A 26,121-nucleotide genomic window follows, 5' to 3' on the forward strand; every position below is an offset into this window, starting at 1 on the left:
CTCTCCTTATGAAGCAATTTGAAACTAATGAAGAATTGATATACGCCCTGATCATTGATGATCTGGATGGATCAATTACAGCCGAAAATAAGCTGCTCCTGGAACAATGGAGAACCGCTGATGCGGACCATGAAAAAACTTATCAGGATTTTCTAGATGTACAGACAGGTATGGATAAACTGTACAAAAAAAACGGATATGACCCACAGGAATCCTGGAAATCGCTGGATAAAAAAATAACCCTGCTGGAGGATGACCGTTTTGCAGCGGTTAAACCCTTGCGCCATAAGGGTATATGGTATAAAGTTGCGGCCGCTGTGCTGCTTATTTGTGGATTGGGGTATTATTTTATAGTACAAAACGGGTATGTGGTGATCTCGACCGCCGGGAATGCGGCAATAACCCGTATTGTTTTGCCCGATGGCACAGAAGTAAACCTCAATGCAGCAACAAAAATAAGGTACAATAAAAATAATTTTGCAGGCGACAGAAAGCTCGAACTGTTAACCGGAGAAGTATTTATTCATGTGGTAAGCCATACTTCATCCCGTTTCAGGGTTGATTTAGGGGACATTGAAGCCGAAGATATTGGCACAAGTTTTAATGTGATCAGAAATGATGATAAAATAGCTGTAGTTGTTGAAGAAGGAAAAGTGGCTTTAAAGCACCTGGATTTAAACCGGGAAATCCTGTTAACTGCCGGAAAACTTGGTGTATATGATACAAAAAGAAAAATGCTGGTTGCGGCCGATAATTTAAATGTAAACTATAAAGCCTGGGTAGATAAGGATTTTATTTTTCAGGAAGTTCCGGTGGATCAGGTTGCAGAGCAGCTGGAAAAGGTATATCAGATCCCTATCGATATCAAAGGAGCGCTGAAAGATAGAAAGTTAACAGCAAGGTTACATTATCAAACTTTAGATAGTGCACTTGCCGTAATTTCCGCATCTTTGCAATGCAAAGTAATAAAGGAAAAGGACACTTATGTTTTATCGGATAATTAGACAGCAATCTTTTTTACCTGTTCTTTTTTTATTTGTATTATCCGGACAAAGCCTGTTTGCACAACAAAAGAACCTGCTTGCAAGTAAGGTGACGATAAGTTTACCAGCAGATTCGCTGATTAAAAACCTGCTGAGGCTGGAGCTCAAAACCAGGAACAACTTTGCCTTCGACCCGGATCAGCTGCGATCCATAAAAATACCTGAACAGTTTTTTGTACAAACAGCCTTAAGCACTGTCCTTGAAAAAATATTATCAGGTACCAACCTGGTTTTTAGCCAGATTGGGAACGATATTGTAATTGCCCCAAAAAAAGGGGTAATATGGACGATTCACGGACATGTACGCGATAAATCAAGCGGGGAAGAACTGATGGGGGCAACCCTGCAGATCCAGGCCCTGGAGGTCGGGGTAAACACCAATCAATATGGGTTCTATTCTATTTCGGTTCCCGAAGGTGATTACCTGATAAAGGTTTCCAATCCCGGGTACCTGGATTTTGAAAAACGGGTTAAATTAAATGGAAACCGGCAGGAAGAGATAGAATTGCTGCTTAAAGAACGTCAGCTGGAAGAAGTGGTCATCCGGCAATCCATCATTACCCCCAATCCGATATTGCGGAATGAACTGAACTTTGCCGCAAAACAACTGAACAATACACCTTATTATGCCGGTGAGACTGACGTAATGAAACGGCTGCAAATGGAAAATGGTATCAAAGCGCTAACGGAAGGCAGCTCGGGCTTGTTTGTTAGGGGTGGCAATGCCGACCAGAACCTGATCCTGCTGGATGAAGCCATTGTGTATAATCCTTCCCATTTGTATGGACTGGTTTCTGTTTTTAATGCCGATGCAGTTAATAATTTACAGGTTTACAGAGATTATATGCCAGCCAACTATGGGGGACGGCTTTCATCAGTAATTGTAAACAGGATGGCCGAAGGGAACAGTAAAGAATTTCATTTAAATGGGGGCATTAACCTGATGTCGGCCAGGTTGGCTGTTGAAGGACCAATTGTAAAGGACAAAGGCTCATTCATTGTAGCCTACCGCCGCAGCTTGCTGGATGTTTTTCACAGTAAGTTTAAACTGTTTAACCCAAACTCTGTTTATTACGACATCAATGCCAAGGCAAACTATAAGCTAAACAGAGACAACAGCGTATTTTATTCCGTATACCTGGGTAAGGACCACCTGCTTTCAGAGAATTCATATACAAACAACTGGGGAAATTTAACTTCTACACTGCGCTGGAACCATGTTTTTAGTTCAAGAGTGTTTTTAAATGTTTCTGCCATTTACAGCAATTACAGCAATCTCCTGGATTTGAACGCCGATACCCTGTCGCAGAAAAGCCAGTGGAGTACCGGTGTAAAAGACCTTACCCTGAAAGCCGATTATACCTATTACAGAACGCCCTCAAATCAGATCAAGTTTGGACTCTCGGGTATTTATCATCAGTTCTCGCCCGGCGAAATGTTCAATCAGGAAGCTTTTGAGTTTAATATATCCCGGGACAAATCGTTTGAATCCGCACTTTATTATTCCCAGCAGATTTCTCTGAGCAAGTTGTTCGAGCTGAATTATGGCCTCCGCCTTGGCTTTTTCAGGAATTCGGAAGAAAAGCGGAATATTTTTGATGCGGAGGGAAACAGGCTGAAGAAGTATGACCATAAATTTTTTGTTAAGCCAGAGCCAAGGGTCAACATCAGTTATCTCCCCACAGCAAACCAGCGTTTTTTTGTAACTTACAACCTCAATTATCAATACCTGCAACTGATCCAGAACAGTACACTGGCCTTTTCTTCACTTGAACCATGGGTGCCGGCATCGGCAAATATCAAGCCGCAACGCTCCAATCATTTTGCACTGGGCTATCGCTACTCTCCGGCCAATTATCTCTTTTCCATCAGTGTTTACTATAAGAAACTGGACAATCAGCTGGACCTGATAGGTCATGCGCAGATCATCAGGAATCCTGAAGTGAGAGATCAGCTCAGGGCAGGTACATCCAACGCTTATGGAGTAGAAGTGGAGATGAATAAAACTGCAGGTAAATTTTCAGGGACTTTAGCTTACAGCTATTCCAGGGTATACCGGAAAATCTCCGATATTAATTTCGGAGAACGGTTTGTAGCCAATTATGATATCCCCCATGAACTAAAACTAACGGCCAGGTACGAGTTTAACAACAGCCTCTCCGTCCAGTCGTTCTTTACCTATTCTACCGGCAGACCGCTTACCTTGCCCGTGGGCTATTATCAGCATGATGGCTTAAATGTGCCGATTTTTGAAGGAAGAAATACTTCCCGTTTCCCCGATTTTAGCCGCCTGGATGTTTCGGCCCAGTACCGCTTACAAAGCCACTTATCGGGGCGCCGCTCCCTGCAGCATACCATTTCAATAGGTGCATATAATTTATATAACCGAAAAAATCCCTTATATTACCATTTAAACTCCTCTTCGTTTGAGTCGAAGGGAAGTACAATTGAATATGGGTTCGGTTTTTATCCCTGGGTTGCCTATAGCTTTAAAATTTAATATGAAGGGTTTCAGGAATTATTTGGCTGTGCTGCTGTGTTTGCTGGTTCTTGCCGGTTGCAAGAAGATTGCAATGGATGATTCGTTCTTAAAACCCCGCAGGGTTTACGACCTGGCAGTTGAAGGAGGTTTTAATACCCTTGGCACAGCGCAGTACATCAGGCTGACCAAGCCGGCCTTGCATCCGGATTCTATACCAAAACCTATCGTAAAAGCCTCTGTTGTGGTGAATGATGGAAAAACAGATATTGTGTTCAGGGAAACCACTACACCCGGGGTTTATCAGGGCACCAACAGAAATGACCCTAACTATAACAATGCCTATACTTTAACCATTAAATACAACGGTAAAACCTATACAGCCGTAGATACACTAAGGCAGGTAGTGAATATTGTAGACGATTTTCTACCATTGTCTACCCACCTGCAAGCCGATAAGACCATACAGGGAACTATTCCTAAACATACATTTGGGTACCTTAATCCCAACAAATGGTTCATTGCTTACCAGGATATCCCTTTGTGGAACCCTGCAAAATTTGATCAGACCAAATACTATAGCTATACGCATCTTCTGGGCTCACCAAATTCGCTGTATCCGCTGAATAACCTCAAAAGGACCTTCACAGTAGGCCAGGAAGATTTTATCACCATTTATAAGATCTCACTTTCAGAAAATTATGCCCGGTATCTATATTCTGTATTTATGGAAACCGACTGGAGCGGGTTATTTTCCAGTGTACCGGTTAATGTGGAAGGTAATATATCGGGTAATGCACAGGGATATTTTTCTGTAAGTGATGTAGATGCCAGGCGATACAAGGCCAAAGAACTGTAGATTTAAACTTTGTGGCCCTGGTGTTGTTATTATTTTATAATTTAATCGCATGACAGATCATAAATCCGGAAAAAATAAAGTTTGGAAATGGATAGCAGGTATTTTAGCTGTACTCATTATTGCGGGGACAGGAACTGCCTTGTACCTGAATGCAAAATGGAAACCCATCCTATCACAGAAATTAAAAGATGCGGTCTTTAACCGTAGTTATAAACTGTATAAGCTTGATTTTAATGACATCAGCTTTAACCTGCTTACAGGAAGTGCTGCACTACATGAAGTGTCGCTAAGCCCCGACACGGCCGTTTACCGTCAACTGAAAGCCCTGGGCCTTGCCCCGGCAAATATTTTTCAGGTAAAGCTGAAAAAACTGCAGTTAAACAGGATTGCACTTTTAACAGCCTACTTTAAAAGAAAGATCGAAATGAATGCGGTAATACTGGAAAAGCCCTCTATCAATATGATCCATTACCAGGTAAAAAAAAGGCCGGAACTGGAAAAGGAAGCGCCAACACTGTATGAAATGATTTCCAACCGTGTCCGGTCTGTTGATGTGAAAGCCATCAGGATCATTGATGCTGATTTTGACTACATCAATGGGGAAAGTTCAAAAAAGATGCATTCTGTTAAACATTTAAGTATTCAGGTAAAGCATTTTCTGCTCGATTCCCTGTCGCAGTTTGATACTACCCGCTATTGTTATGCAAAAGACATCGGTTTTGAACTAACCGGTTACCGGGCTTTAAGCAAAGATAAAATGTATACCATGAAGGTAGATACCGTAAAGGGCTCCACGGCAGATCAATCCATCTCGGTTACCGGTTTTCAAATGATCCCTATGTATACGGATCTTCAATTCTCCCGTAAATATACTTACGGCAAAGATCGTTACGACCTTAAATTCAATAAGATCAGTCTTGAAGGGGTAGATCTTGTCCGACTGAATACTGAGGGCAGCATCCGGGCAAAATCTTTAAAGATTGGCCCCGCAAAAGTAAATATCTTTGTAAACAGGGAGATGCCACCGCCACCAGGCTTGGATAAAGTGAGAAATTTCCCACATATGGCGCTAAAACGTCTTTCGGTACCTGCAAGTATAGACACAGTGCAGTTAACCAATATCGACGTGGCTTATACAGAATATAATCCCATCAGTCAGAAAAGAGGGACTGTTTATTTTCAAAACCTGGCTGGCAATATCCGGAACCTTACGAACGATTCCCTGCAGCTGGTTAAAAATAACCATGCGATAGCCAACCTGGAGGCCTTAGTCATGAAGATCAGTAAAATAGCGGTTCAGATAGACTTTAACCTGACTGATAAAAATGCTGCCTTTCATTACAAAGGAAATGTAGGCCCGATGGATATGAAGGTGTTAAACCCGATGGCCAAAGATATGGGCCTGGTCGAGATTGAAAGCGGGCAGATGCAAAGCGCTGCTTTTGATATATATGCAAATGCAAAAGGTTCTTCCGGTAAGGTAAATTTCCTTTACAAGGATTTGAAGATCAAACTGCTTAAGGAAGGTGAAGATGGCGAGCCTGCCAAGAAAAAAGGCCTGCTTTCCTTCCTGGCCAATAGCTTATTGATAAAAAATGACAATCCTTCAAAGGGCGAAGCGCCCCGGACAGCAAAGGTCACTTTTCAAAGAACGCCGGCAGCTTCTTTTTTTAACCTGATGTGGAAAAGCTTTTTTATAGGTATGCGCGAAATTGTGGGCATTGGGGCCGTTCCGGTAAAAACGCCTGAACAGGCGATGGAAAAAGTAAAAGACAAGAAAAAGGAACGCCGGGAAAAAAAAGCAAAAAGAAACTGATAAAAATGTATATTAGGCTAAACTACCTTATTGTCTATGGTCTTGAAAGTCAGCAAGAAATACATGATACTAAAATGGTTTGCCGCGGCAATACTTTTTAGTGCCTTAATGTTAGGGGCAATAACCTGGTACCTTAGTATCAAGCTTAAGCCCATTCTTACTGCAGAAATTCAGGAACTGGTGGTAAAATCAACAGATAGCCTGTACCACATAGAGTTCTCTTCTATCAGTACCAATGTTTTAACCGGTATATCTGCCCTGGAGGATGTAAAGATCAGTCCGGATACCAATATCTACCATAAGCTTATTAATCTAAAGCGTGCACCCAATAACCTGTATAAAATAAAGCTTAAAAAGCTTGCGGTAAGAAATTTTCACGCTTACCGGATGTGGCGCCATAAGAAGCTGAACATCGACCTTTTGCTGTTTGATAATCCTTGTGTAGTGATGACCAACAGGCAGTTCGACTTTAATGAAGATAAGCTCCCTCAACCAAAAAAATCACCTTATGATTATATCTCCAAATACCTTAAAGAGCTCCGCATCCAGACAGTGGAATTTAAAAATGCGAGTTTTAAATATGTAGATAACAATGCTGCCAGGCCGGTAATAGATTCTGTTGCCAATCTGAACGTAACCCTGAAAGACTGGCTGATAGACGCCCATTCTGCTACAGATAAAAGCCGGCTTTATCTGCTGAAAGATGTACTGATCAATTTAAACAATTACAATTTTGCTACACCAGATAGCTTATACTACCTGAACCTCAACTATCTCGATTTTTCTGCCTCTTCAGGCAAGCTAAACATTAAAAGCTTTAACCTCAGCCCGCGTTATGAAGAAATGAAATTTGCTGATACAGCCGGCAATGCAAAAGAGCGGTATAGCATCCAGATGAGCAATATCAATTTAACAGGTATTGATTTGCCCCTGTATATCTTAAAACAGGAACTTTTTGCAAAAGAAATGAATATTGCAAATGGAACGCTGTCGGTGCTGAGCAACAACGCTTTCCCTAAAAAGCTGACAGTGAAAACAGGGCAGGACCCGCATCAGCTGTTACAAAAATTAAACGGACAGCTCTGCATAGAAAAATTAAACCTAAGCAATGTGGATATCAGTTATGCCGAGTTTAACCCGAACAGCGGACATAAAGGGGTCATCACATTTGAACAAACCTCCGGTACGGTTACCAATGTAACCAATGTTGAAAAGACAAAGGCCAAAAATCCGCTGATGGTGGCCGACTTAACTTCTTATTTAATGGGATCAGGTAAACTGGAAGTGAACTTTAAGTTTAACCTGAATGCTGCAGACGGGGCTTTCTCTTATTCTGGCGTACTTTCTAATATGGATGGCAGGACACTGAACCGCATGACCAAACCACTGGGGATGGTAAGGGTGAACAGTGGTGACATTAAAAAGCTTGAATTTAATATCGATGCAAACGATGAGCAGGCAAAAGGTAAGGTAAGATTTGCGTATAATGATTTATCAGTGGCTTTGCTTAAACGCGTAAAAGGGGAAGACCGATTGGTAAAACAGGGACTGATGTCTTTCCTGGCCAATGCGCTGATTATGAATTCAGATAATCCCAATGCTGCAGGTGTATTTGTGAGTGCCCCGGTAAGTTATACCCGTGTTAAAACGGCTTCTTTTTTCAACTTTATCTGGAAAACTCTTTTTCAGGGTGTCAAATACAGTGTAGGGCTTACACCTGAAAAAGAAAAAAAAGTAAAGGATCAGATCGCTAAATTCGGAAAGATGAAGATGGACAGGGAAGAGCGGATCAAAAGAAGAGCGGCACGCTTAAAAGGAAATAAATAAAGGATACCCGATAGGGTACCCTTTATTTATTTATTTTTTGCGATGCCAATTACACTACCCAGTTCCAGCCAAACTCATCCGGAGCCAGACCATAACGGATATCGTTTAACGTTTTGGCGATACCTGCAGAAATGGTACGGGTTGCAGGATCAGATAACTTATAAGTTTTACCCTGGTAGCCAATTTCACCTATTGGGGTAACTGTTGCGGCAGTACCTGCTGCAAAAGCATCAGTCAGGCTTCCGTTTTCAATTCCTGCAATTACTTCTTTTACACTTACCCGTCTTTCTTCTACTTCAATACCGGCTTTTTTGGCCAGCTGAATAATAGTATCCCGGGTTACCCCGTCTAAAACTGTACTCCTTACAGATGGGGTAACCAGTTTACCATTGATCACAAAGATCAGGTTTGCTGTTCCGGCCTCTTCAATAAATTCATGTGTAGCTGCATCTGTCCAGATCAGTTGGTCAAATCCCTCTTTCTGTGCCTCGGCAAAAGGGTATAAAGAACGGGCATAGTTTCCGGCAGTTTTGGCATAACCAACACCACCATCATCTGCACGGGTATATTCAGTTTCAATCTTTACTTTTAAAGCCTTGCTGTAATACGCCCCTGTTGGGGTAGTTAATAACGCGAAAATATACTTATCTGATGGTTTAACGCCCAAATAGGGGTCGGTAGCAAACATTACCGGACGGATGTATAAAGAGTAGCCATCCTGTGCAGGGATCCATTTTTCATCAATATCAATTAAAGCAGCAATCCCCTGCATGAAAATCTCTTTAGGAATCTCGGGCATAGACATACGTACTGCCGATTTATTAAAGCGTTCAAAGTTTTTCTCCGGTCTGAAGACACTGATTTTGCCATTGGCCTGACGATAAGCTTTCATCCCTTCAAAAATCGCCTGTCCGTAATGCAGCGCAGAAATTGCCGGGCTCATTGGAATAGGACCGTAAGGAACGACCTGCAGATTACCCCAGGTTCCGTTATCAAATTCCGCAATAAACATATGGTCAGAAAATACCTTCCCAAATGGCAACTGAGAAAAATCAGTTACCGTAAGCCTGCTCTGTTCGGCCTTAGTGATCGTCATATCAAGTGTATCATTCATTGTAATAGTAATTACCTGCTGCAAATTTACGATAAATATCTATGTTGTAGGTAAGGCAAAGGCAAATATTTAAGTGTTAACCCTTTAATTCTTTTAGTACAGCAAGTACCCAGCCCTTGCCCCATTCTTCCATTTGTTCAGTCGTCCACAAAAAGGGGTAGAAAATCCTTTTCTGAAAACGCGGTGGCAAGTATTGTTGCCAGTTGGTCCCACCGGTTGCGGCAATATCCACAGGATCACGTTCCAGGTACCTCACTGCCGATTTGTAATGCGATAAGGGCCATTCTACATTTACATAAAGGTCCAGTTTCCTCAGTTCAGCAGCAAGCGCGGCAAGTGCGGTCGCATCTGCGTTCGGAGCCGCCAGCTGATGGTATAGGGCCGAGAAGTTGCTTTCCTTCCGGTCTTTGATCAGTTGTAAAAACTGAGTAGCATATTTGCTGATAAACTGTTTCAGCGTAAGCGTCTGTTTTCCGCTGGCCAGTTCAGTTGCCCCAAACTTCCAGTAAATGTATTCAAACTGTTCTTCAATGCTGGCATTTGCCAGTTCTGTTCTTTTGCTTTTATCAATCAGGCGGTTAAAATCTGTGGCGCAGATCTCGATCATGCGGTACTGGGCCGACTGAAAGCCACTGGCGGGTAAAAGCGACATGCGGAATTTCAAAAACTGGTCCTTTTCCATACCGTTTACCATCACGTCGAATGAGGTTGTCAGGGCATGGAAATACGCATTGATGCGTTTTACCCTTTGAGTAAAGAAATCAAGGGTTAAAGCAGGATGTGCTGCAATTTGTTTACACTCGTGCAGGGAAAGCTTAAAATACAGCTCTGTGATCTGGTGGTACATGATGAAGATCTCTTCGTCCGGAAAAGGGGTTTTCGGGCTTTGTAAACTCAGCAAAGTATCCAGATGGATGTAATCCCAATAGGTCAGGAAATCTGCATACAACAGTCCGTCCAGATAGGCGGACATATCCTGGCCCATAGCCGCATACTTTTCCTGCAGCCGGTCTAATTTCTCCTTTATTTGTGGTGTAAGTTCCAATTTAATAAGTTAGTTTAACTCAAAGGTAAACAAAGGAACATTACCGCTGTTAATAAAGTACCCGGAATTTTATGGTATGCTCAATCTTTTTGAGCGATTTAAACAACTGCTTGTCGTATTGCGCATTGATGTCGGTAATCACATAGCCAATGCTTGGATTGGTCATCAGGAACTGCCCCACAATATTAATGTCATGTTTCGCAAAAATGGTATTTACCTTGGCCATAATGCCCGGTACATTTTTGTGGATGTGTATCAAACGGTGCGATTTATCAATCCTTGGCAACTGTAAATTAGGGAAATTGCTGCTCAGGTATGTAGTGCCGGTATTCATGAAATCAATCATCCTTTTAGGGATGAAGTTCAGGTTACGCGGGTTGTGCTTCACATCATCAAATACAACAATGCCCTGTTCGGTACAGGTACTGATGTCCACTTTTCCTTTTGCATTGCCCAGATAGCCCAGGGTTTTCAGCTTTACCGCCCTTTTTAATTGTTCCAGCCCCAGTTTTTCTCCATCTGCAAGCAGCATCATGTGTACATCAGCTACATATTTTTCTTCAAAAGTAGTCTTGTGGCGGATAGAAAAGCCGTCCTTTTTCAACAGATCGATACTCTGCGGGTCCACATCCCCGATCACCAGGCATAAAATCCTGTTTTTTGGATAAGAGATTGCCCTTGGCAGGTTATTTACATATAAAAACTCATCAAAGCTCGGTGTAACATGGTCGGCTTTTTTGACAATGCTTTCTCTTGAAATATTTTCTGTAAAGGCATAAAATTTCTTGATCAGACCACTTTCACGCAGCTGAAAATCCGAATACCCATCGCCAATACCATAAAGGTCGCCCTCCAGGTTCATTTGCTGCATCAGTTTAACCTTTCCACCTTCTTCACTTAAAGGGTTCGAATGGTCGTAATCTATAATTTTGCCGTCTCCTGTAGTTACAAAAGTGTTGGCATAAATGTTCTCTTTTTTGATGTGGTACTGGCTCACCACAGGGGTGATAAATTCTTTAAAGCCACCGGAAACGATCAATACCTCATCGGCATGTTTCTTAAAAAATGCGGCATTACGTGAAAATGAAGCCGATACTTTTTTCTTCAATACTTTGATCAGCTGTTTTAAATGGTCTTCCGTGGCTTCCAGCAGTTTTACCCTTTGGGCCAGGCTCTCCCCAAAAGAAAGCTTACCTTCCATAGCCAGGTTGGTATAATCTTCAATTTTCTGGAAAATGACCTCTTTTTCAGGGTGTTTTTTCAGGGAAATACGGGCCAGCTCATCTAAAGCTTCAACTTGTGTAAAGGTGCTGTCAAAATCAATGATGTAAAAATTCTTTTGCTTCATCCTTGTAGGAGTAATGATATTTTTAGGTGGTTTCAGGTTGTCAATAACCGGTCAAAGATATAAAATTCAATACTGCTGTTTACAGATTTCTTCAATACTTTGTTGCAATGGCTTAAAGTTGATGCCAATTGCCTTTTTTATCTTTTCGTTGCTGTATAAACTTTCATTTAAACTGCTGCGGGCAGCATCATTGGTTAAAGAAGCTGGTTTCCCGGTAAAGAGCGAGGCCAGCCAGGCTGCCCGCCAGGCAATACCCAGCATCCAGGGCCTGGCTTCTTTTGCAGGGGCTTTAATGCCATAAGCCTTGGCGATTTCAGCAAACAGCTGTTTATAATGGTAATTTTCTGATGAGATCGTGAACCGTTCGGCAGTTTCGCTGCTGTTCATCAGGGCAATCATGCTTTTTGCCACGTCTTCCACATCAACAAGTCCGGTAGCACCTCTGGTATAAAAGGATAAGCCATCCTTTACCAGTTTAAAAATGGCACCGCTACCCTTAAAACCCGCTCCTGCACCAATAATTACCGATGGGTTTACAATTACCGCATCCAGCCCTTCTGCAATACCCCGCCATACTTCCATTTCTCCTTCGTATTTAGAAATGGCATACGTGTGCGACTTCGCATCATAGGCCCAGAAATCTTTTTCGGTAATCAGGGCCCCCTTTTTAGCTTCGCCCAATGCGGCCACCGAACTCACATGCAGCAGTCTTGCCCCATAAGCAGCACAAAGGTTTACCACATTGCTGGTCCCTTCAATGTTAACGTGTAAAAGTTTTTGTTTGTCTTTAGGATTAAATGAAACCAGGGCTGCACAATGATATACCTGCTTAATCCCTGCATAAGCATCTTCCAGATCAGAAATGTTGTTGATGTCGGCAATAACCCATTCAACAAGGTCATTCTGCCTGATTAAATCAGGGATAACGGAACCCTCCCGTTTCAATGCCCTGACCTTTATGCCCTGCCTGCACAGCTGGCTTATCAATTCTGAACCTAAAAAACCAGTGGCACCGGTAACCAATATCATTTCATTTTTTTTAGGATGTTCATTAAAATATGCGCTCAAAAATAGATATTTGATGTCATACATTTATACTAAGATATGTCTTTATCAGATTTTTTTTCTCCGGTCAGTCCTGACAAATTTACGCCAAAACAGGGATTTTATACCAGTCAGCTAGGTTTAAAGGCAGGGTTTTTTACCGATAAATTTCCAGACCTGGAAGACAAACAATATGACATTGCAATTTTTGGGGTGCAGGACGACCGCGCTGCGGTAAACAATGAGGGCTGTGCACTTGCACCTGATTATTTCAGGAGCCAGTTTTACGGCTTAAACGAAGGACCGTTTACGTCCAGGATCATTGATCTTGGAAATATCAGGGCCGGGGCCTCCATTTCAGATACCTACGTGGCAGTAAAGACTGTAGTAGCTGAGCTGATTAAACTTGACATTCTGCCGGTAATTATCGGCGGGGGGCAAGACCTTACGTACGCCCAGTACCTGGCTTATGAGCACCTGGAACAAAAGGTAGATCTGGTGGTGGTAGATAGCAAATTCGACCTGGATGAGGAAGATCAGGAAGGATTAACTGCCAAATCAGATACTTATTTAAACAAAATCCTGTTACATCAGCCCAATTACCTTTTCAATTTCAGCAATATTGGTTACCAAACCTATTTTGTAAACCAGGATAGCCTGAAGGTGATGAGCAAACTTTATTTTGATGCCCATCGTTTGGGTGAGTTTGCCAGTGACATCACTTTAACCGAGCCGATCATCCGCAATGCCAGCATGATCAGTTTTGACATCGGTGCCATCCGCTCTTCAGATGCCGGCGCAAATGCCAATGCCAGCCCAAATGGTTTTTACGGCGAACAGGCCTGCGCCATTAGTCGTTATGCGGGCATGAGCGATAAGCTGACTTCAATAGGTTTCTATGAATTTAATCCGGCATTTGATCAGAACGGACAAACGGCCATGCTCCTGGCTCAAATGGTCTGGTATTTTGTAGATGGCTATTATAACCGTAAAAAGGATTTTCCGCTGAGCCCGAAATCACAATACCTGATTTACAGGGCCAGCTTAAACGATGGCTCTGCAGAAATGCTCTTTGTGAAAAGCAAAAAATCAGACCGCTGGTGGATGCAGGTGCCCTATCCTGCGGGAATTTCCAAAAATGAACGTTACCACCTGGTGCCTTGCCGTTACGACGACTATACTACGGCTGTGAATGGGGAAATGCCCGATCTGTGGTGGCGGACCTTTCAAAAGCTACTATAATATTACATTCATCCTTACGTTATAATTTTGGTCTATTAGTACATTTGGCCCGGAATAACCAAACTTTAACTTATTTTTTAATAAAAACTAAAATTATGAAGAAGATCGTTCTGATCGCAGCCTGCCTGTTGCCAGTAGCTGTTATGGCGCAGGAAAAGTTTACAATAAATGGCAAGGTAGGTAATCTGGGAGCCCCTGCAAAAGCCTATTTATATTATGGCCCCCGTGCTAACCCTGTTGTAGATTCTGCAGCAATTGTTGGCGGTAAATTTATGTTTACCGGCCCAATATCCGGAATAACGCAGGCTACTGTGGTCATCAGACACGACCTGGCAGCGCCCTCGCGTACCGTCGCCCCTGATGGTTATGCTTTGTTTCTTGAACCTAAAGTACTGGAGCTGGTATCGGCTACCGATTCAATAAAACACGCTGTGGTTAAAGGCTCAAAAGTAAATGATGACAATGCAAAGTTTAAAGCGCTGACCAAATCCGTAAACGAAAAGAACGCTGCTTTGATGGCCGAATACCGTAGTAAAACGGAAACCGAGCGTAATGATGAAGCCTATATGAAAACAGTGATGAGCCGTGACGAGGCCAACAGAAAAGAGATGGAAACGCTGAGCAAGCAATTCTACACTGCAAACCGGGATTCTTATATTGGTCTGCTTGCTTTTCAGGGGACTGTTAATGTGGATAAGGACCTTAGCGGGGCAGAAGCAGAGCTCAATAAATTTTCTCCTGCTATAAAAGCTACAGAGCTTGGTAAAAGTATAGCAAAGACTATCCAGTCGGCAAAAAGTACGGGTGTTGGACAAATGGCAATGGATTTTACACAGAATGATGTGAATGATAAGCCGGTTAAATTGTCTGATTTCCGTGGAAAATATGTATTGGTAGATTTCTGGGCTTCATGGTGCGGACCATGCCGTGCGGAAAATCCTAACGTGGTAAAAGCTTATACAACTTATAAAGACAAGAATTTTACAGTTTTGGGTGTTTCTTTAGATCAGCCTGGTAAAAAGGATGCCTGGCTGCAAGCGATTGAGAAAGATGGCTTAAACTGGACTCAGTTGTCAGATTTAAAAGGATGGAGCAATGAGGTCGCTGTTCAATATGGTGTTCGGTCTATCCCTGCAAATTACCTGATTGACCCTAGCGGGAAGATCATTGCTAAGAATGTAAGGGGTGAAGAGCTGCAGAAAAAACTTGCAGAGGTATTGTAAATAAGCTGATTTACTTTTTAGTCAAATAAAAGCGGTTAAGGCACAGTGCTTAACCGCTTTTTTTGTCGGCATTGGCCCCCTAAAATGGCGTTATAACACCCTGTTTGTTAGCATATATGTAGTTAACTTTAATTGTTCATTATTAAAACAAAAGATTATGGAAACTAAAACAGTTAGCAGCAAAATGCATGCGCTGGTGATCTTGTATGACATGCATACAGATTTTTTTATCAGGGCTTTGGACGGTATTTCTGATGAAGATGCACACAGCCGCTTAAATACAAAAGCCAACCACATTGCCTGGCTTACGGGAAGTTTGGTACAGCAGCGATATGAAATGGCCAAAGACTTTGGTATTAAGCAGCAGCAAAGTGCGGATGAATTGTTTAAGAACCATAAAGGCATTCAGGATGATGTGACCTATCCTCCGCTGGAAGTATTCAAAAAAGACTGGAAAAGCATTAGCCCACTTTTGAGGGATGCGCTGGTCGGTGCTACCGAAGAAAAGCTGGCCACTATGGTCGAAATGCCTGGGATGGAATACAGTTTATATGAATTTCTTACTTTTTTGATCTACAGAGAAGCAAATTGTATAGGACAGATAGCATTGTGGAGGCGTTTATTGGGGTATGAGGCCTTGAAATATGAGTAAATAGCGCATTTGGTATATTTTTTGTTAATATTTTGATGGGTTAGATAAGGTACAAACATTTACTAATTCTCTCTATGGCAACAAAATCTACCGATTTGAAAAAAGAGCTTTATCCTTCCCAGGATGAATGCTGCCCCGTATTTATTAAATACTTTGAAGGCTACAATTACAGGGAAATTGCAGAAGCCTTAAATTTGCCACTCACTACGGTAAAGGAAAGGCTTAAAACGCATAAAAGAAGGTTGAGGGTCAGTTTAAAATTGTTTGCCCGGCATTTCAGGGCTGCTATGCAGGAACTATAAATACAAAGAGGGCCAATTTATACCGGCCCTCTTTGTGTTTATATTCCAAAATAAATCCTGTTTTCGGAGAGAACTTAGGAGATCAGGTCAAATCCTATATCTTCCCTGAAATATTTGCCATCAAAATAAATGCGTGCCGCATCAGCAGTTGCTGACTGCAAAGCTTCAAACTGACTGTCCTGCAAACTGGAAACGGCGAGTACGCGGCCCCCATTGGTTTTGATCACACCACCTTCCAGGGCAGTTCCGGCATGGAACACCAGCGACTGGCGTACATTTTCGATGCCAGTGATGGTTTTGCCCTTTTCATATTCGCCAGGATAACCCCCGGCAACAATCATTACAGTAGCGGCATTTTTATCACTGATGTTTAATTTATAATCTTTTAATTTTTTCTTTGAGGCCGCAATAAAAAGATCTACCAGGTCATTTTCTATCCTTGGGATCACACTTTCCGTTTCAGGGTCGCCCATGCGGCAGTTGTACTCTATTACCAGTGGTTTTTCGTTTACCTTGATCAATCCGAAAAAGATGAAACCGGTATAATCAATTTGGTCTTTCTTTAAGCCATTGATGGTTGGGATGATGATGTCGCGTTCTATCTCGGCTAAAAAAGCTTTGCTGGCAAAAGGTACCGGAGATACAGAACCCATGCCGCCCGTATTCAGGCCGGTATCCCCCTGTCCGATGCGTTTGTAATCTTTCGCCTCCGGCAGGATCACATAATTGTCCCCATCGGTAAGTACAAATACCGAAAGCTCTATGCCGCTTAAAAATTCTTCTATTACAACGGTCGTCCCTGCGTCGCCAAACTTGCCGCTCAGCATCAGTTTCAGTTCCTCCTGGGCTTCGGCAGTATTGTCTAAAATCAGTACCCCTTTGCCGGCTGCAAGTCCGTCTGCCTTTAAAACAACAGGCAGGGCATGCGATTGCAAATAGACCAGTCCTTCCTCCAGTGTTTCCTTTGTAAAAGAGCGTGAAGCGGCAGTAGGAATTCCATGACGGGCCATAAACTGCTTTGAGAAATCTTTACTGCCCTCAAGGATCGCACCTTCTTTTTTAGGACCGATAACCGGGATGCCGGCCAGTTCCTCATCTGCTATAAAAAAATCGTGGATTCCATTCACAAGCGGCTCTTCAGGGCCAACTACCACCAGGCTTATATTTTCTTTAAGTACCAGTGCCTTAACAGCCTCAAAGTTATTGGGGTTAATGTTTACATTTTTACCGTAAGCATTGGTGCCGCCATTACCTGGCGCGATAAACAGTTGTGAGCATTGCGAAGATTGACTGATCTTCCAGGCAAAAGCACTTTCTCTGCCACCGGAACCTAATAGTAAAATGTTCATCTATGTTTGATTTGTTGTTTTAATTGTAGGATGGAATCTCCATCCCCGGCAAATATACCGCTTTAGCTAAATATACACAGTGAAAAATGACCATTCTCTTCACAAGCTGTGATAAGCTGCCATGAAGAAGGACAATAAAAATAAAAACCTGTATCTCTGTTTCCTTTTCCCTGGTAATTTTTTGAATTTAACCTGCCTGAGCAAGAGGATAGCAAGACAATAGCAAGAGGAAAGCAAGAGAAAAGCAAGACAATTTTATAGTGGACCGGCTGCTGATCAGGCTAATGTTAGGATTGCATAAAGACTCACAATTGATATGATTATCCATAAGGCAGCTCCCTGGACCAGCGGACTAAGACCTACACTTTTCAGGGTTTTAAAAGAAAGCCCCGAACCAATGAGGAATAGTGTTAAGCTTAATCCTGCCTTAGCTAAGGTAATCAGGTAGTGACTGTTTTTTGCGATAAATGGAATGTAAGTGCTGGCTATTACGGCTAGTACAAACAAGCCGATAAAATAGGGTATCTGCACTTTACTTTTTTCTGTTTTAAAAAGATAGGCCGTTACAATGGATACTGGGATGATCCATAATGCACGGGCAAGTTTAACGGTTGTCGCAATTTCCAGGGCCTGATCGCCATATTTGCTGGCTGCCCCTACAACAGAGCTGGTGTCGTGTATGGCTATAGCACACCAAAGACCAAATTGCTGCTGCGATAGCTGAAACCAGTGACCTATGGCCGGAAAAAGGAACAAGGCCAGGGAATTGAGGATAAATACCGTACCCAGTGCCACAGAAATCTGTTTTTCACTGGCTTTTATTACCGGAGATAATGCGGCAATGGCACTTCCTCCGCAGATGGCTGTGCCTGCTGAAATGAGTGAGGATGTTTTAAGGTCTATGTTGAGCCGCCTGCCTATAAAATAACCTAAGGTTAAAACGCCGAATATAGACGCGATGGTAAATAGCAGACCTTCTTTGCCTGCCCGAACGGCGCTAAAGGCATTCATGCCAAAACCAAGACCAATAACAGATATTTTAAGCAGGATATGGGTCGCCTTTTGGCTGGTTTGAGGGTAAGGGTGTTCCAGCACCTGCGCCAGTACAAGGCCAATTAACAGGGCTGCGGGTGCCGAAGTGGTTAAGGCTACCGCCGCTGCAATAAAAAAGATGACTTTAGGGAGTAAAAGGTTAGGTTGCTGACTTTCCATGGATAATTGTTGTATTTCTACTACAAAACTAGTTGGTAGTCTGCCCGGATGCTTATTCCCGTTATTTATCTATCATTACTTCAGGTTATAATGATTTTGGCAAAACGCATTAATTTCTCTGCCAGAGGATCTGGCTGGCCTTGTAAATGAATAAAGTAGAAACTCCTGGTTATATTGAGGCCTTTAACCTCTATCAATCTAAGTTCTCCGTTTAACAGTTCCTTTCCAATGGAATGTATCGATAAAAAAGCCAGGGCAGTGGAATGCATCAGGTAAGATTTAATACTTTCTGTATTGCCAAGTTGGATTTCAACCGGAAGATCGGCAATTTTAAGACCAACCGCCCTTAAGGCATGGTCAATTACCTGTCGTGTACCGGAACCTTGTTCGCGTACTACAAAGCGATAGTCGGTAAGCATGGCCGGGTCAATTTCTGCTGTTTTGGCCAGCGGATGGCTTTTGTTGCAGACCAGTACAATTTCATCCTTAATAAAATCAGAATAACTGATCTTCTGGTTTTTTGAACGTCCTTCTACCAGGCCGAGTTCGATTTCCTTGTCAATCAAGGCTTTTTCAATCTGTTCCGTGTTTCCTGTAACCAGCTGTATTTCTATGTCATTGAATTTCTTTTTGAAACCTGCAAGAATGGGTGCAATCAGGTATTGCGATATGGTGGTGCTGGCGCCAAGGTGCAGTGCTCCGGTGTGCTTCTGCAGCAGGGCATTCATGTCAAAATCTATAGCCCTGTAAACGGACAAAAGTGTTTCAGTGTGGTTCAATAAGATCAGTCCGGCTGGGGTAAGCTGTATTTTGTTTCCATTACGGTCAAAAAGCTTGCTGTTGTACTGTTGTTCCAGTTCGCGGATATGTTTGGTAACCGCTGGCTGGCTAATGTACAGTTCCTCGGCAGCTTTGGTAAAACTGAGTCTTTTGGCTACGGTATAAAAAACATTTAAGCGAAAATCGGCCATAGGCATTTTGGTATTTACAGCAATTTGAGGGCAATATCTGCAATATTTATGCTAATTTTAAGGTTTGTCAGGAGAATTTAACAGCGGGAGATTTCTTTATGTAAAAGATTAAATTTAGCTTTGGACCCTGAAGTATTGCATGTTAAAAGATTTTTGCTGCTGTAAATGAGACATATTGTTACTTTATCGTTAGTGTTTTTTAGTCTGACCCACCTTGCAAAGGCGGAGCGGATGGAGAGCCTGCGTGTGGTTACAAGGTATTGCAATAGCCAGCAGTCAGACAAGAAAACAGCTGCAATAAGGTTAGCCCAGCCAGACGATCAGCACCATCCTTTCTTTTTATCTTACAGCGCCTTAACGGCTATAGGTTTATTACCCGAAAGGCATATAGAGAAACATAGGATGAACAGCTATGTGATCGTTGACCTTACTATAAAGGAGCAGACCAAAAACAATAGCCCCTAAGCCCTGATCTTTAAAATACACCCCGGCTTTCATCAAAATACGCCCGTATTTTATAGGGTTAGCCATCTACAACTGCCATTGTGGCTTATTGAACTATATGGCCTGGTTGTTGTAATTTGATCATTTTAAAAAAAATATAAACACAAAAACATTATATGTTAGGATTTTTAACCAAGGTATTTGGAAGCAAATCAGAAAGAGATATCAAGGCTTTACAGCCTATAGTTGTCAAGATAAACCAGGAATACGAGAAACTGTCGGCATTGAGCAATGACGAACTGCGTAATAAAACAGTATATTTTAAAGATGTTATTGCCAAAGCTTTAGCAGAAATTGATGGCAAGATCGGTGGCCTGAAGGCAGATGCCGAGAGCCAGGATTTATCTTTGCCGGAAAAAACGGCTTTATATGATCAGATTGATGCTTTGATCAAAGACCGTGACAAGGAACTGGAAGTGGTTTTACAGGAGATCTTACCGCAGGCATTTGCTGTGGTGAAGGAAACTTCGAGACGTTTTTCTGAAAATGATACGCTGGAGGTTACGGCTACACAGTTTGACCGTAATTACGCGGCACGTAAGAAAAATGTAGAGATCAAAGGCGATAAGGCCTATTGGGCCAACCGCTGGGAAGCTGCCGGTGTGGAAGTATTGTGGAACATGGTGCATTACGATGTACAGCTGATAGGTGGTATGGTTTTGCACAGCGGTAAAATTGCCGAGATGGCAACTGGTGAGGGTAAAACTTTGGTAAGTACTTTACCTGCTTACCTGAATGCTTTGGCCGGACAAGGGGTGCACATTGTAACGGTGAACGATTACCTTGCCCGTCGTGACTCGGAGTGGAATGGTCCGCTGTTTGAGTTCCATGGCATTTCTGTAGATTGCATTGATAAGCATGAACCCAATTCGCAGGAGCGCAGGGACGCCTATCTGGCCGATATTACTTATGGCACGAATAACGAGTTTGGTTTCGATTATCTGCGTGATAACATGTCGCAAACCCCTGACCAGCTGGTACAGCGCAAGCTGCATTTTGCAATGGTGGATGAGGTCGATTCCGTTTTAATTGATGATGCCCGTACGCCTTTGATCATTTCGGGGCCTGTTCCTTTTGGTGACCAGCATGAGTTTCATGAGCTGAAACCAAGAATAGAACGTTTGGTTGCTGCACAGAAGGAATATGTGACGCGTGCCCTGAATGAGGCGAAGAAACTGATCAATGAAGGTAAAGCCGGAACCGAAGAAGGTGAAGGTGGTTTGGCCTTATTGCGTGCACATCGTGGCTTACCTAAAAATAAAGCATTGATCAAGTTTTTAAGTGAGGGCAGCGTGAAGCAGACCTTATTGAAAACGGAAAACCATTATATGGCCGATCAGTCTAAAAACATGCCTAAGGTTGATGCCGAGCTGTTTTTCTATATTGATGAGAAAAACAACCAGGTGGAGCTGACCGAGAAAGGTATTGAGCTGATTACCAAATCGGGTGAAGACCCGCATTTCTTTGTTTTACCTGATGTGGGTACAGAGATTGCAGATATTGAAAAATCGGCTTTGAGCAGTGAAGAAAAAATTGCACAGAAAGATGCTTTGATGCGCGATTATTCGATTAAAGCAGAGCGCATCCACTCTGTGAACCAGTTGCTGAAAGCCTATACCTTATTTGAGATTGATGTGGAATACATCATTGATGAAGGAAAGATCAAGATTGTAGATGAGCAGACCGGCCGTATTATGGATGGCCGCCGTTATTCGGATGGCTTGCACCAGGCGATTGAGGCGAAAGAGAATGTGAAGGTAGAAGATGCTTCACAGACTTATGCTACGGTTACTTTGCAGAACTTTTTCAGGATGTACCACAAGCTTTGTGGTATGACGGGTACTGCCACTACTGAAGCGGGGGAGTTCTGGTCGATCTATAAACTGGATGTGGTAGAGATCCCTACGAACAGGGTGATCTCGAGAAAAGACCATCAGGATTATGTATACCGTACCATCCGTGAAAAATACAATGCAGTAGCAGAAGAAATTGTTTCGCTTACCCAGGCGGGCAGACCGGTACTGGTAGGTACTACTTCGGTAGAGATTTCGGAATTACTGAGCCGGATGCTGAAGCTGCGCGGCATTAAGCACAATGTACTGAATGCGAAGATGCACCAGAAAGAAGCCGATATTGTGGCCGAAGCCGGACAGGCGGGCCAGGTAACGATTGCCACCAACATGGCTGGTCGTGGTACGGATATTAAATTAGGCCCGGGTGTTAAAGAAGCCGGTGGTTTGGCCATCGTGGGTACAGAAAGGCATGAGTCGCGACGTGTAGACAGACAGTTACGTGGCCGTGCCGGTCGCCAGGGAGATCCGGGTTCGTCACAGTTCTTCGTATCGCTTGAGGATAACCTGATGCGTTTATTCGGATCGGAAAGGATTTCTAACATCATGGTGAAAATGGGCATTGAGGATGGAGAAGTGATCCAGCATTCGATGATTACCAAATCTATTGAGCGGGCACAGAAAAAAGTGGAAGAGAATAACTTTGGTATCCGTAAGCGTTTGCTGGAATATGACGATGTGATGAACTCACAGCGTTCGGTGATTTATGCGAAACGGAGAAATGCCTTGTTTGGCGACCGTTTGGATGTAGACATGAGCAATATGACTTTTGATGTTGCCGAGGATATTGTGACCGAATACAAAGAAGAAGGCAATTATGAAGGCTTTAAGCTGGAGGTGATCAAAAACTTTTCGGCCGATACAGCTATAGATGAGGCGGAGTTTACTTCGAAAGGCATCCATCATTTAACCGATAAGCTGTTTGAAGAAGTGACTGCATTTTATGCCAGGAAATCGGATGCCATCATTGCCCAGGCGATGCCGGTACTGAACCAGGTTTATGCAGAGCGTGGTGAGCAGATTGAACAGATTGTTGTACCATTTACGGATGGTTTGCGCAGCATACAGGTTCCTGTTGGCTTGAAAAAGGCAATAGATAACGGTGGGCGTGAGATCAATAAATCATTTGAGAAAACGATAGTGCTGGCGCTGATCGACGAATCGTGGAAAGAGCACCTTCGTGAGATGGATGAATTGAAGCAATCGGTACAGAATGCGGTTTACGAGCAGAAAGATCCCCTGATCATTTACAAGATGGAAGCCTTTAACCTGTTCAAAAACATGCTGAATGCAGTGAACAAAGAGGTGGTAAGCTTCTTGTATAAAGGGGGCATCCCGGTGCAGACAGATCCTAATGATGTGCGGGAAGCGCAGGCACCAAGATCTGCACCAAGCAGGTTAAAAATGTCTAAACCAGAATTCGGACAGCAAGGCAGCAGTGCAGATGTGATGGAAGATACACGTGAGCTTGCTCCGCAGCAGCCTATCCGTAAGGAAGTTACTGTGGGCAGGAACGAGCCTTGTCCGTGTGGCAGTGGCAAGAAATTCAAAAACTGTCACGGTGCAGGATTGTAATTTGTAATAAACATATAGAATGCCGAGTTTTGTAAAAAAAATTCGGCATTCTTTTTTTATCCTCATGAAGAAATTATTTACTGGCCTGTTGTGTTGTTTTTCTGTTGCGGTATTTGCCCAGACAAAGGGTGTTGTTGCAGTAGTTAAAGACCCTATGATAGACAGTTTAATTGCCAAACGTATTGAACTCAATACAAAAGCGGCCGTTGCCACACCGGCAGCAAGTACGGGAAAAGTGGGAACTGCCATTGTTTCGCAAATGGGCTACCGGGTGCAGGTTTTTTACGGATCTGACAGACGGGAAGTTTTTAATGAACAGAGCAGGTTCAATTCAGATTTTCCGGAATACAATACCTACATTACATATAAGCAACCCAATTATTATTTACGGGTGGGCGATTTTAGAACACGGTTGGAGGCCCAGCACTTTATGAACGAGCTGAAACCCATGTACCCTACTTTATTTATTTTCAGGGAAAAGATCAATGCACCTAATTTAGAACCACATCAATGATAACCAAAGACAAGATACAGGCACTTTCAGGTAATATATTTGAACAGGTTGTTGGCTACCGCCAGCATTTACATGCCAATCCGGAACTTTCTTTTAAAGAATACCAGACTTCAGCTTTTGTGAAAGGCATTTTGACGGACTGGGGCATTCCATTTACAGAAATGGCTGATACGGGTGTTGTGGGGTTGATCAAAGGTGAACTGGCTTCGGATAAGATCATCGCCCTGCGTGCCGATATGGACGCATTGCCGATAATAGAGGCAAACGATAAACCTTATGCGTCTAAGAACCCAGGTGTGATGCATGCCTGCGGACATGATGTGCACACCTCTTCTTTGCTGGGAACGGCGCATATTTTAAATCAGTTAAAGTCGGAATTTGGGGGTACAGTAAAACTGATCTTCCAGCCTGCTGAAGAGATTTTACCGGGTGGTGCAAGCATTATGATCAAGGAGGGCGTGTTGGAAAACCCCAAGCCGCAGCACATTATCGGCCAGCATGTGATGCCACTGATTGATGCCGGTAAGGTAGGTTTCCGTTCGGGCATTTATATGGCCTCTACAGATGAGCTGTATGTAACGGTACGAGGCAAAGGCGGACATGGTGCGCAGCCACATCAGAATATAGATCCTGTACTGATCGCTTCGCATATTATTGTGGCTTTGCAGCAGATTGTAAGCAGAAATGCAGATCCACGTTTGCCTTCGGTACTTTCCTTTGGTAAGGTAATTGCCAATGGGGCAACGAACATCATCCCGAATGAGGTAAAACTGGAAGGGACTTTCAGGACATTGAATGAGGACTGGCGCAAGGAAGCGAAGCGCCTGATGAAAAAGATGGCTGAAGGTATTGCGGAAAGCATGGGCGGGAGCTGTGAGTTTACCATTATGGATGGCTACCCCTACCTGATCAATGAAGAAAAGGTAACGGCCAATACGCGCGCTTTTGCAGAAGATTACCTGGGCAAAGAGAATGTACTTGACCTGGACATCTGGATGGCGGCAGAGGATTTTGCCTATTATTCGCAGGTTACAGATGCCTGCTTTTACCGTTTGGGTACAGGGAACAAAGAAAAGGATACCTGTTATTCGGTGCATACGCCGAATTTTGATATAGACGAGGATGCACTGAAGGTATCTACTGGTCTGATGGCTTATGTAGCCCTGAAACAACTGGGCAATTAATTTAAATCGTTGCTATGAAGAAAATACTCTTGCTGATCCTGTTTATGGGGCCCTTTTTGAAGGGCTTTACGCAAGAGATCCCACGTTTTAATCCCGATACGATCAGGACCATCCAGCTGGATTCGGCAGTAAATATTACTACGCAGAAATTTGGTGTGGAGACCTTTATCAATGCGATCATTACAGATAAAAGTTTTTATCAGGCTTTCAGGAACATGAAACGCTATAACTTTATTGCTGAAAACCGTATTTATACCTACGATAAAAAAAATAAGGTAGAGGGCCGTATTTACCGCAAGATCAGGCACAATGGCGAAGGGCCCGATAAAATGGTATTTCTGGCCAGACAGGATACGGGAAAGGTGTATAAAAAGAATGGCAAATACCAGCTGTATACCATTGAAATGTTTGATTACATTTTTATGAACGCTTATCAAACCGACTTTGTAGCAGAACCGGAGATGGGCGAAGGAAAAGCCGGTGATAAAAATGAGAGTTATAAGGATAAACTGAAAACCTTGATTTTTGCGCCGGGAAGGCCGATTAAAGGCCTGCCCTTTATTGGCAGCAAAACCCAGATATTTACAGCCAATATGCGCCAGTATTACGATTATACTTATCATAGTGGTACTTACCTGGACTCGATACCTGTTTACCGTTTTAAAGTTACCCTGAAGAAGGATCTGAGTAACAGCACCAAAGATGGCCTGATGATCAAAGAGCTGACCACCATTTTTGACAAACGTAATTTTGAGATCCTGGGCCGGTATGTGGATATGAAATACAGCAATATGCTGTTCGATTTTGATGTGCAGATGAATATTGAGACCAGCTATTTTGGGGAAGATAAGCTGCCTACCAAAATTGCTTATCAGGGCAACTGGGACTATCCCTTTAAGAAAGAAGAACGGGCAAGCTTCCTGATTGTACAGAAAGACTATACACTTGGAAAGGGCAGGTAATTTTTT

At 42.9% G+C, this 26,121-nt stretch carries 21 protein-coding genes; 14 read left to right on the plus strand and 7 right to left on the minus strand.

Going from position 1 to position 26,121, the window contains the following annotated elements; translation table 11 throughout:
- Window positions 1–8: 8 nt before the first annotated feature.
- From PHEP_RS01270 to PHEP_RS01290, 5 genes are read left to right on the plus strand one after another with little or no spacing between them, the layout of a single operon-like run.
- Complete coding sequence (locus PHEP_RS01270; RefSeq protein WP_012780433.1) at window positions 9–1,004, plus strand: FecR family protein; 996 nt, start codon at window positions 9–11, stop codon at window positions 1,002–1,004.
- A complete protein-coding gene (locus tag PHEP_RS01275; RefSeq protein WP_012780434.1) occupies window positions 985–3,543 on the plus strand; it encodes a TonB-dependent receptor in 2,559 nt (852 codons plus the stop codon). Before PHEP_RS01270 ends, PHEP_RS01275 begins: the two co-directional genes overlap by 20 nt.
- A 1-nt stretch (window position 3,544) precedes the next feature.
- The gene (locus tag PHEP_RS01280; RefSeq protein ID WP_012780435.1) at window positions 3,545–4,381 is read left to right on the plus strand and encodes a DUF4249 domain-containing protein; all 837 of its coding nucleotides are present in this window, start codon (window positions 3,545–3,547) and stop codon (window positions 4,379–4,381) included.
- 49 nt (window positions 4,382–4,430) lie between these two features.
- Window positions 4,431–6,197, plus strand: a complete 1,767-nt coding sequence (locus PHEP_RS01285) for an AsmA family protein (RefSeq protein WP_012780436.1) — start codon at window positions 4,431–4,433, stop codon at window positions 6,195–6,197.
- Between the two features lie 36 nt (window positions 6,198–6,233).
- Entirely contained in the window at window positions 6,234–8,024 is a 1,791-nt protein-coding gene (locus PHEP_RS01290; RefSeq protein ID WP_012780437.1) for a hypothetical protein, read from the plus strand.
- 49 nt (window positions 8,025–8,073) lie between these two features.
- Here the strand turns inward: PHEP_RS01290 and PHEP_RS01295 are convergent, their stop codons facing one another.
- The 4 genes from PHEP_RS01295 to PHEP_RS01310 all read right to left on the minus strand — a co-directional run bounded on the left by PHEP_RS01295 (window position 8,074) and on the right by PHEP_RS01310 (window position 12,560).
- Window positions 8,074–9,138 carry a branched-chain amino acid aminotransferase gene (locus PHEP_RS01295; protein ID WP_012780438.1) on the minus strand — a complete coding sequence of 355 codons (1,065 nt, stop codon included), beginning with the start codon at window positions 9,136–9,138 and terminating at the stop codon, window positions 8,074–8,076.
- A gap of 76 nt (window positions 9,139–9,214) precedes the next feature.
- A complete protein-coding gene (locus tag PHEP_RS01300; protein WP_012780439.1) occupies window positions 9,215–10,183 on the minus strand; it encodes a tryptophan 2,3-dioxygenase family protein in 969 nt (322 codons plus the stop codon).
- Between the two features lie 49 nt (window positions 10,184–10,232).
- Window positions 10,233–11,531 carry an HAD-IB family phosphatase gene (locus tag PHEP_RS01305; RefSeq protein WP_012780440.1) on the minus strand — a complete coding sequence of 433 codons (1,299 nt, stop codon included), beginning with the start codon at window positions 11,529–11,531 and terminating at the stop codon, window positions 10,233–10,235.
- 66 nt (window positions 11,532–11,597) lie between these two features.
- Entirely contained in the window at window positions 11,598–12,560 is a 963-nt protein-coding gene (locus PHEP_RS01310) for an NAD-dependent epimerase/dehydratase family protein (RefSeq protein ID WP_012780441.1), read from the minus strand.
- A gap of 75 nt (window positions 12,561–12,635) precedes the next feature.
- Here PHEP_RS01310 and PHEP_RS01315 point away from each other — a divergent pair, with 75 nt between their 5' ends.
- The 4 genes from PHEP_RS01315 to PHEP_RS01330 all read left to right on the plus strand — a co-directional run bounded on the left by PHEP_RS01315 (window position 12,636) and on the right by PHEP_RS01330 (window position 15,994).
- The gene (locus tag PHEP_RS01315) at window positions 12,636–13,817 is read left to right on the plus strand and encodes a formimidoylglutamase (RefSeq protein WP_012780442.1); all 1,182 of its coding nucleotides are present in this window, start codon (window positions 12,636–12,638) and stop codon (window positions 13,815–13,817) included.
- 95 nt (window positions 13,818–13,912) lie between these two features.
- Window positions 13,913–15,040: a TlpA disulfide reductase family protein gene (locus PHEP_RS01320; protein WP_012780443.1), complete on the plus strand. Its 1,128-nt coding sequence runs from the start codon at window positions 13,913–13,915 to the stop codon at window positions 15,038–15,040.
- Window positions 15,041–15,197: 157 nt separating this feature from the next.
- The gene (locus PHEP_RS01325) at window positions 15,198–15,692 is read left to right on the plus strand and encodes a hypothetical protein (protein WP_012780444.1); all 495 of its coding nucleotides are present in this window, start codon (window positions 15,198–15,200) and stop codon (window positions 15,690–15,692) included.
- Between the two features lie 74 nt (window positions 15,693–15,766).
- A complete protein-coding gene (locus tag PHEP_RS01330) occupies window positions 15,767–15,994 on the plus strand; it encodes a sigma factor-like helix-turn-helix DNA-binding protein (RefSeq protein ID WP_049772196.1) in 228 nt (75 codons plus the stop codon).
- A 74-nt stretch (window positions 15,995–16,068) separates the two neighbouring features.
- On the opposite strand, the gene purD is transcribed toward PHEP_RS01330, so the two are convergent.
- The 3 genes from purD to PHEP_RS01345 form a co-directional block, all read right to left on the minus strand.
- Window positions 16,069–17,343 (minus strand): phosphoribosylamine--glycine ligase, encoded by a 1,275-nt coding sequence (purD, locus tag PHEP_RS01335; RefSeq protein ID WP_012780445.1) that lies wholly within the window; start codon window positions 17,341–17,343, stop codon window positions 16,069–16,071.
- Between the two features lie 276 nt (window positions 17,344–17,619).
- Window positions 17,620–18,555 carry a YeiH family protein gene (locus tag PHEP_RS01340; RefSeq protein ID WP_012780446.1) on the minus strand — a complete coding sequence of 312 codons (936 nt, stop codon included), beginning with the start codon at window positions 18,553–18,555 and terminating at the stop codon, window positions 17,620–17,622.
- Between the two features lie 80 nt (window positions 18,556–18,635).
- The gene (locus PHEP_RS01345) at window positions 18,636–19,526 is read right to left on the minus strand and encodes a LysR family transcriptional regulator (RefSeq protein WP_036675382.1); all 891 of its coding nucleotides are present in this window, start codon (window positions 19,524–19,526) and stop codon (window positions 18,636–18,638) included.
- 165 nt (window positions 19,527–19,691) lie between these two features.
- Between PHEP_RS01345 and PHEP_RS01350 the strand changes: the two genes are divergently transcribed.
- The 5 genes from PHEP_RS01350 (at window position 19,692) to PHEP_RS01370 (ending at window position 26,115) form a co-directional block, all read left to right on the plus strand.
- Window positions 19,692–19,991: a hypothetical protein gene (locus PHEP_RS01350; protein WP_012780448.1), complete on the plus strand. Its 300-nt coding sequence runs from the start codon at window positions 19,692–19,694 to the stop codon at window positions 19,989–19,991.
- A 155-nt stretch (window positions 19,992–20,146) separates the two neighbouring features.
- Entirely contained in the window at window positions 20,147–23,455 is a 3,309-nt protein-coding gene (secA, locus tag PHEP_RS01355) for a preprotein translocase subunit SecA (RefSeq protein ID WP_012780449.1), read from the plus strand.
- A gap of 64 nt (window positions 23,456–23,519) precedes the next feature.
- Entirely contained in the window at window positions 23,520–23,969 is a 450-nt protein-coding gene (locus PHEP_RS01360; RefSeq protein ID WP_238326526.1) for an SPOR domain-containing protein, read from the plus strand.
- On the plus strand, window positions 23,966–25,153 hold the full coding sequence (locus PHEP_RS01365) for a M20 metallopeptidase family protein (RefSeq protein WP_012780451.1): 1,188 nt from the start codon (window positions 23,966–23,968) through the stop codon (window positions 25,151–25,153). The genes PHEP_RS01360 and PHEP_RS01365 overlap by 4 nt, the downstream gene beginning before the upstream one ends.
- A gap of 14 nt (window positions 25,154–25,167) precedes the next feature.
- Window positions 25,168–26,115 (plus strand): hypothetical protein, encoded by a 948-nt coding sequence (locus PHEP_RS01370; RefSeq protein ID WP_012780452.1) that lies wholly within the window; start codon window positions 25,168–25,170, stop codon window positions 26,113–26,115.
- Window positions 26,116–26,121: the final 6 nt, after the last annotated feature.

Origin of the sequence: Pedobacter heparinus DSM 2366 (assembly GCF_000023825.1) — a bacterium.
GTDB lineage: Bacteria > Bacteroidota > Bacteroidia > Sphingobacteriales > Sphingobacteriaceae > Pedobacter > Pedobacter heparinus.

Bases quoted from the DNA above. Each gene is read 5' to 3' on its own strand.
- PHEP_RS01270 (WP_012780433.1), top strand. From the start codon at position 9: ATGAAGCAATTTGAAACTAATGAAGAATTGATATACGCCCTGATCATT.
- PHEP_RS01275 (WP_012780434.1), top strand. From the start codon at position 985: ATGTTTTATCGGATAATTAGACAGCAATCTTTTTTACCTGTTCTTTTT.
- PHEP_RS01280 (WP_012780435.1), top strand. From the start codon at position 3,545: ATGAAGGGTTTCAGGAATTATTTGGCTGTGCTGCTGTGTTTGCTGGTT.
- PHEP_RS01285 (WP_012780436.1), top strand. From the start codon at position 4,431: ATGACAGATCATAAATCCGGAAAAAATAAAGTTTGGAAATGGATAGCA.
- PHEP_RS01290 (WP_012780437.1), top strand. From the start codon at position 6,234: ATGGTCTTGAAAGTCAGCAAGAAATACATGATACTAAAATGGTTTGCC.
- PHEP_RS01295 (WP_012780438.1), bottom strand. From the start codon at position 9,138: ATGAATGATACACTTGATATGACGATCACTAAGGCCGAACAGAGCAGG.
- PHEP_RS01305 (WP_012780440.1), bottom strand. From the start codon at position 11,531: ATGAAGCAAAAGAATTTTTACATCATTGATTTTGACAGCACCTTTACA.
- PHEP_RS01310 (WP_012780441.1), bottom strand. From the start codon at position 12,560: ATGATATTGGTTACCGGTGCCACTGGTTTTTTAGGTTCAGAATTGATA.
- PHEP_RS01315 (WP_012780442.1), top strand. From the start codon at position 12,636: ATGTCTTTATCAGATTTTTTTTCTCCGGTCAGTCCTGACAAATTTACG.
- PHEP_RS01320 (WP_012780443.1), top strand. From the start codon at position 13,913: ATGAAGAAGATCGTTCTGATCGCAGCCTGCCTGTTGCCAGTAGCTGTT.
- PHEP_RS01325 (WP_012780444.1), top strand. From the start codon at position 15,198: ATGGAAACTAAAACAGTTAGCAGCAAAATGCATGCGCTGGTGATCTTG.
- PHEP_RS01330 (WP_049772196.1), top strand. From the start codon at position 15,767: ATGGCAACAAAATCTACCGATTTGAAAAAAGAGCTTTATCCTTCCCAG.
- purD (WP_012780445.1), bottom strand. From the start codon at position 17,343: ATGAACATTTTACTATTAGGTTCCGGTGGCAGAGAAAGTGCTTTTGCC.
- PHEP_RS01340 (WP_012780446.1), bottom strand. From the start codon at position 18,555: ATGGAAAGTCAGCAACCTAACCTTTTACTCCCTAAAGTCATCTTTTTT.
- PHEP_RS01345 (WP_036675382.1), bottom strand. From the start codon at position 19,526: ATGGCCGATTTTCGCTTAAATGTTTTTTATACCGTAGCCAAAAGACTC.
- PHEP_RS01350 (WP_012780448.1), top strand. From the start codon at position 19,692: ATGAGACATATTGTTACTTTATCGTTAGTGTTTTTTAGTCTGACCCAC.
- secA (WP_012780449.1), top strand. From the start codon at position 20,147: ATGTTAGGATTTTTAACCAAGGTATTTGGAAGCAAATCAGAAAGAGAT.
- PHEP_RS01360 (WP_238326526.1), top strand. From the start codon at position 23,520: ATGAAGAAATTATTTACTGGCCTGTTGTGTTGTTTTTCTGTTGCGGTA.
- PHEP_RS01365 (WP_012780451.1), top strand. From the start codon at position 23,966: ATGATAACCAAAGACAAGATACAGGCACTTTCAGGTAATATATTTGAA.
- PHEP_RS01370 (WP_012780452.1), top strand. From the start codon at position 25,168: ATGAAGAAAATACTCTTGCTGATCCTGTTTATGGGGCCCTTTTTGAAG.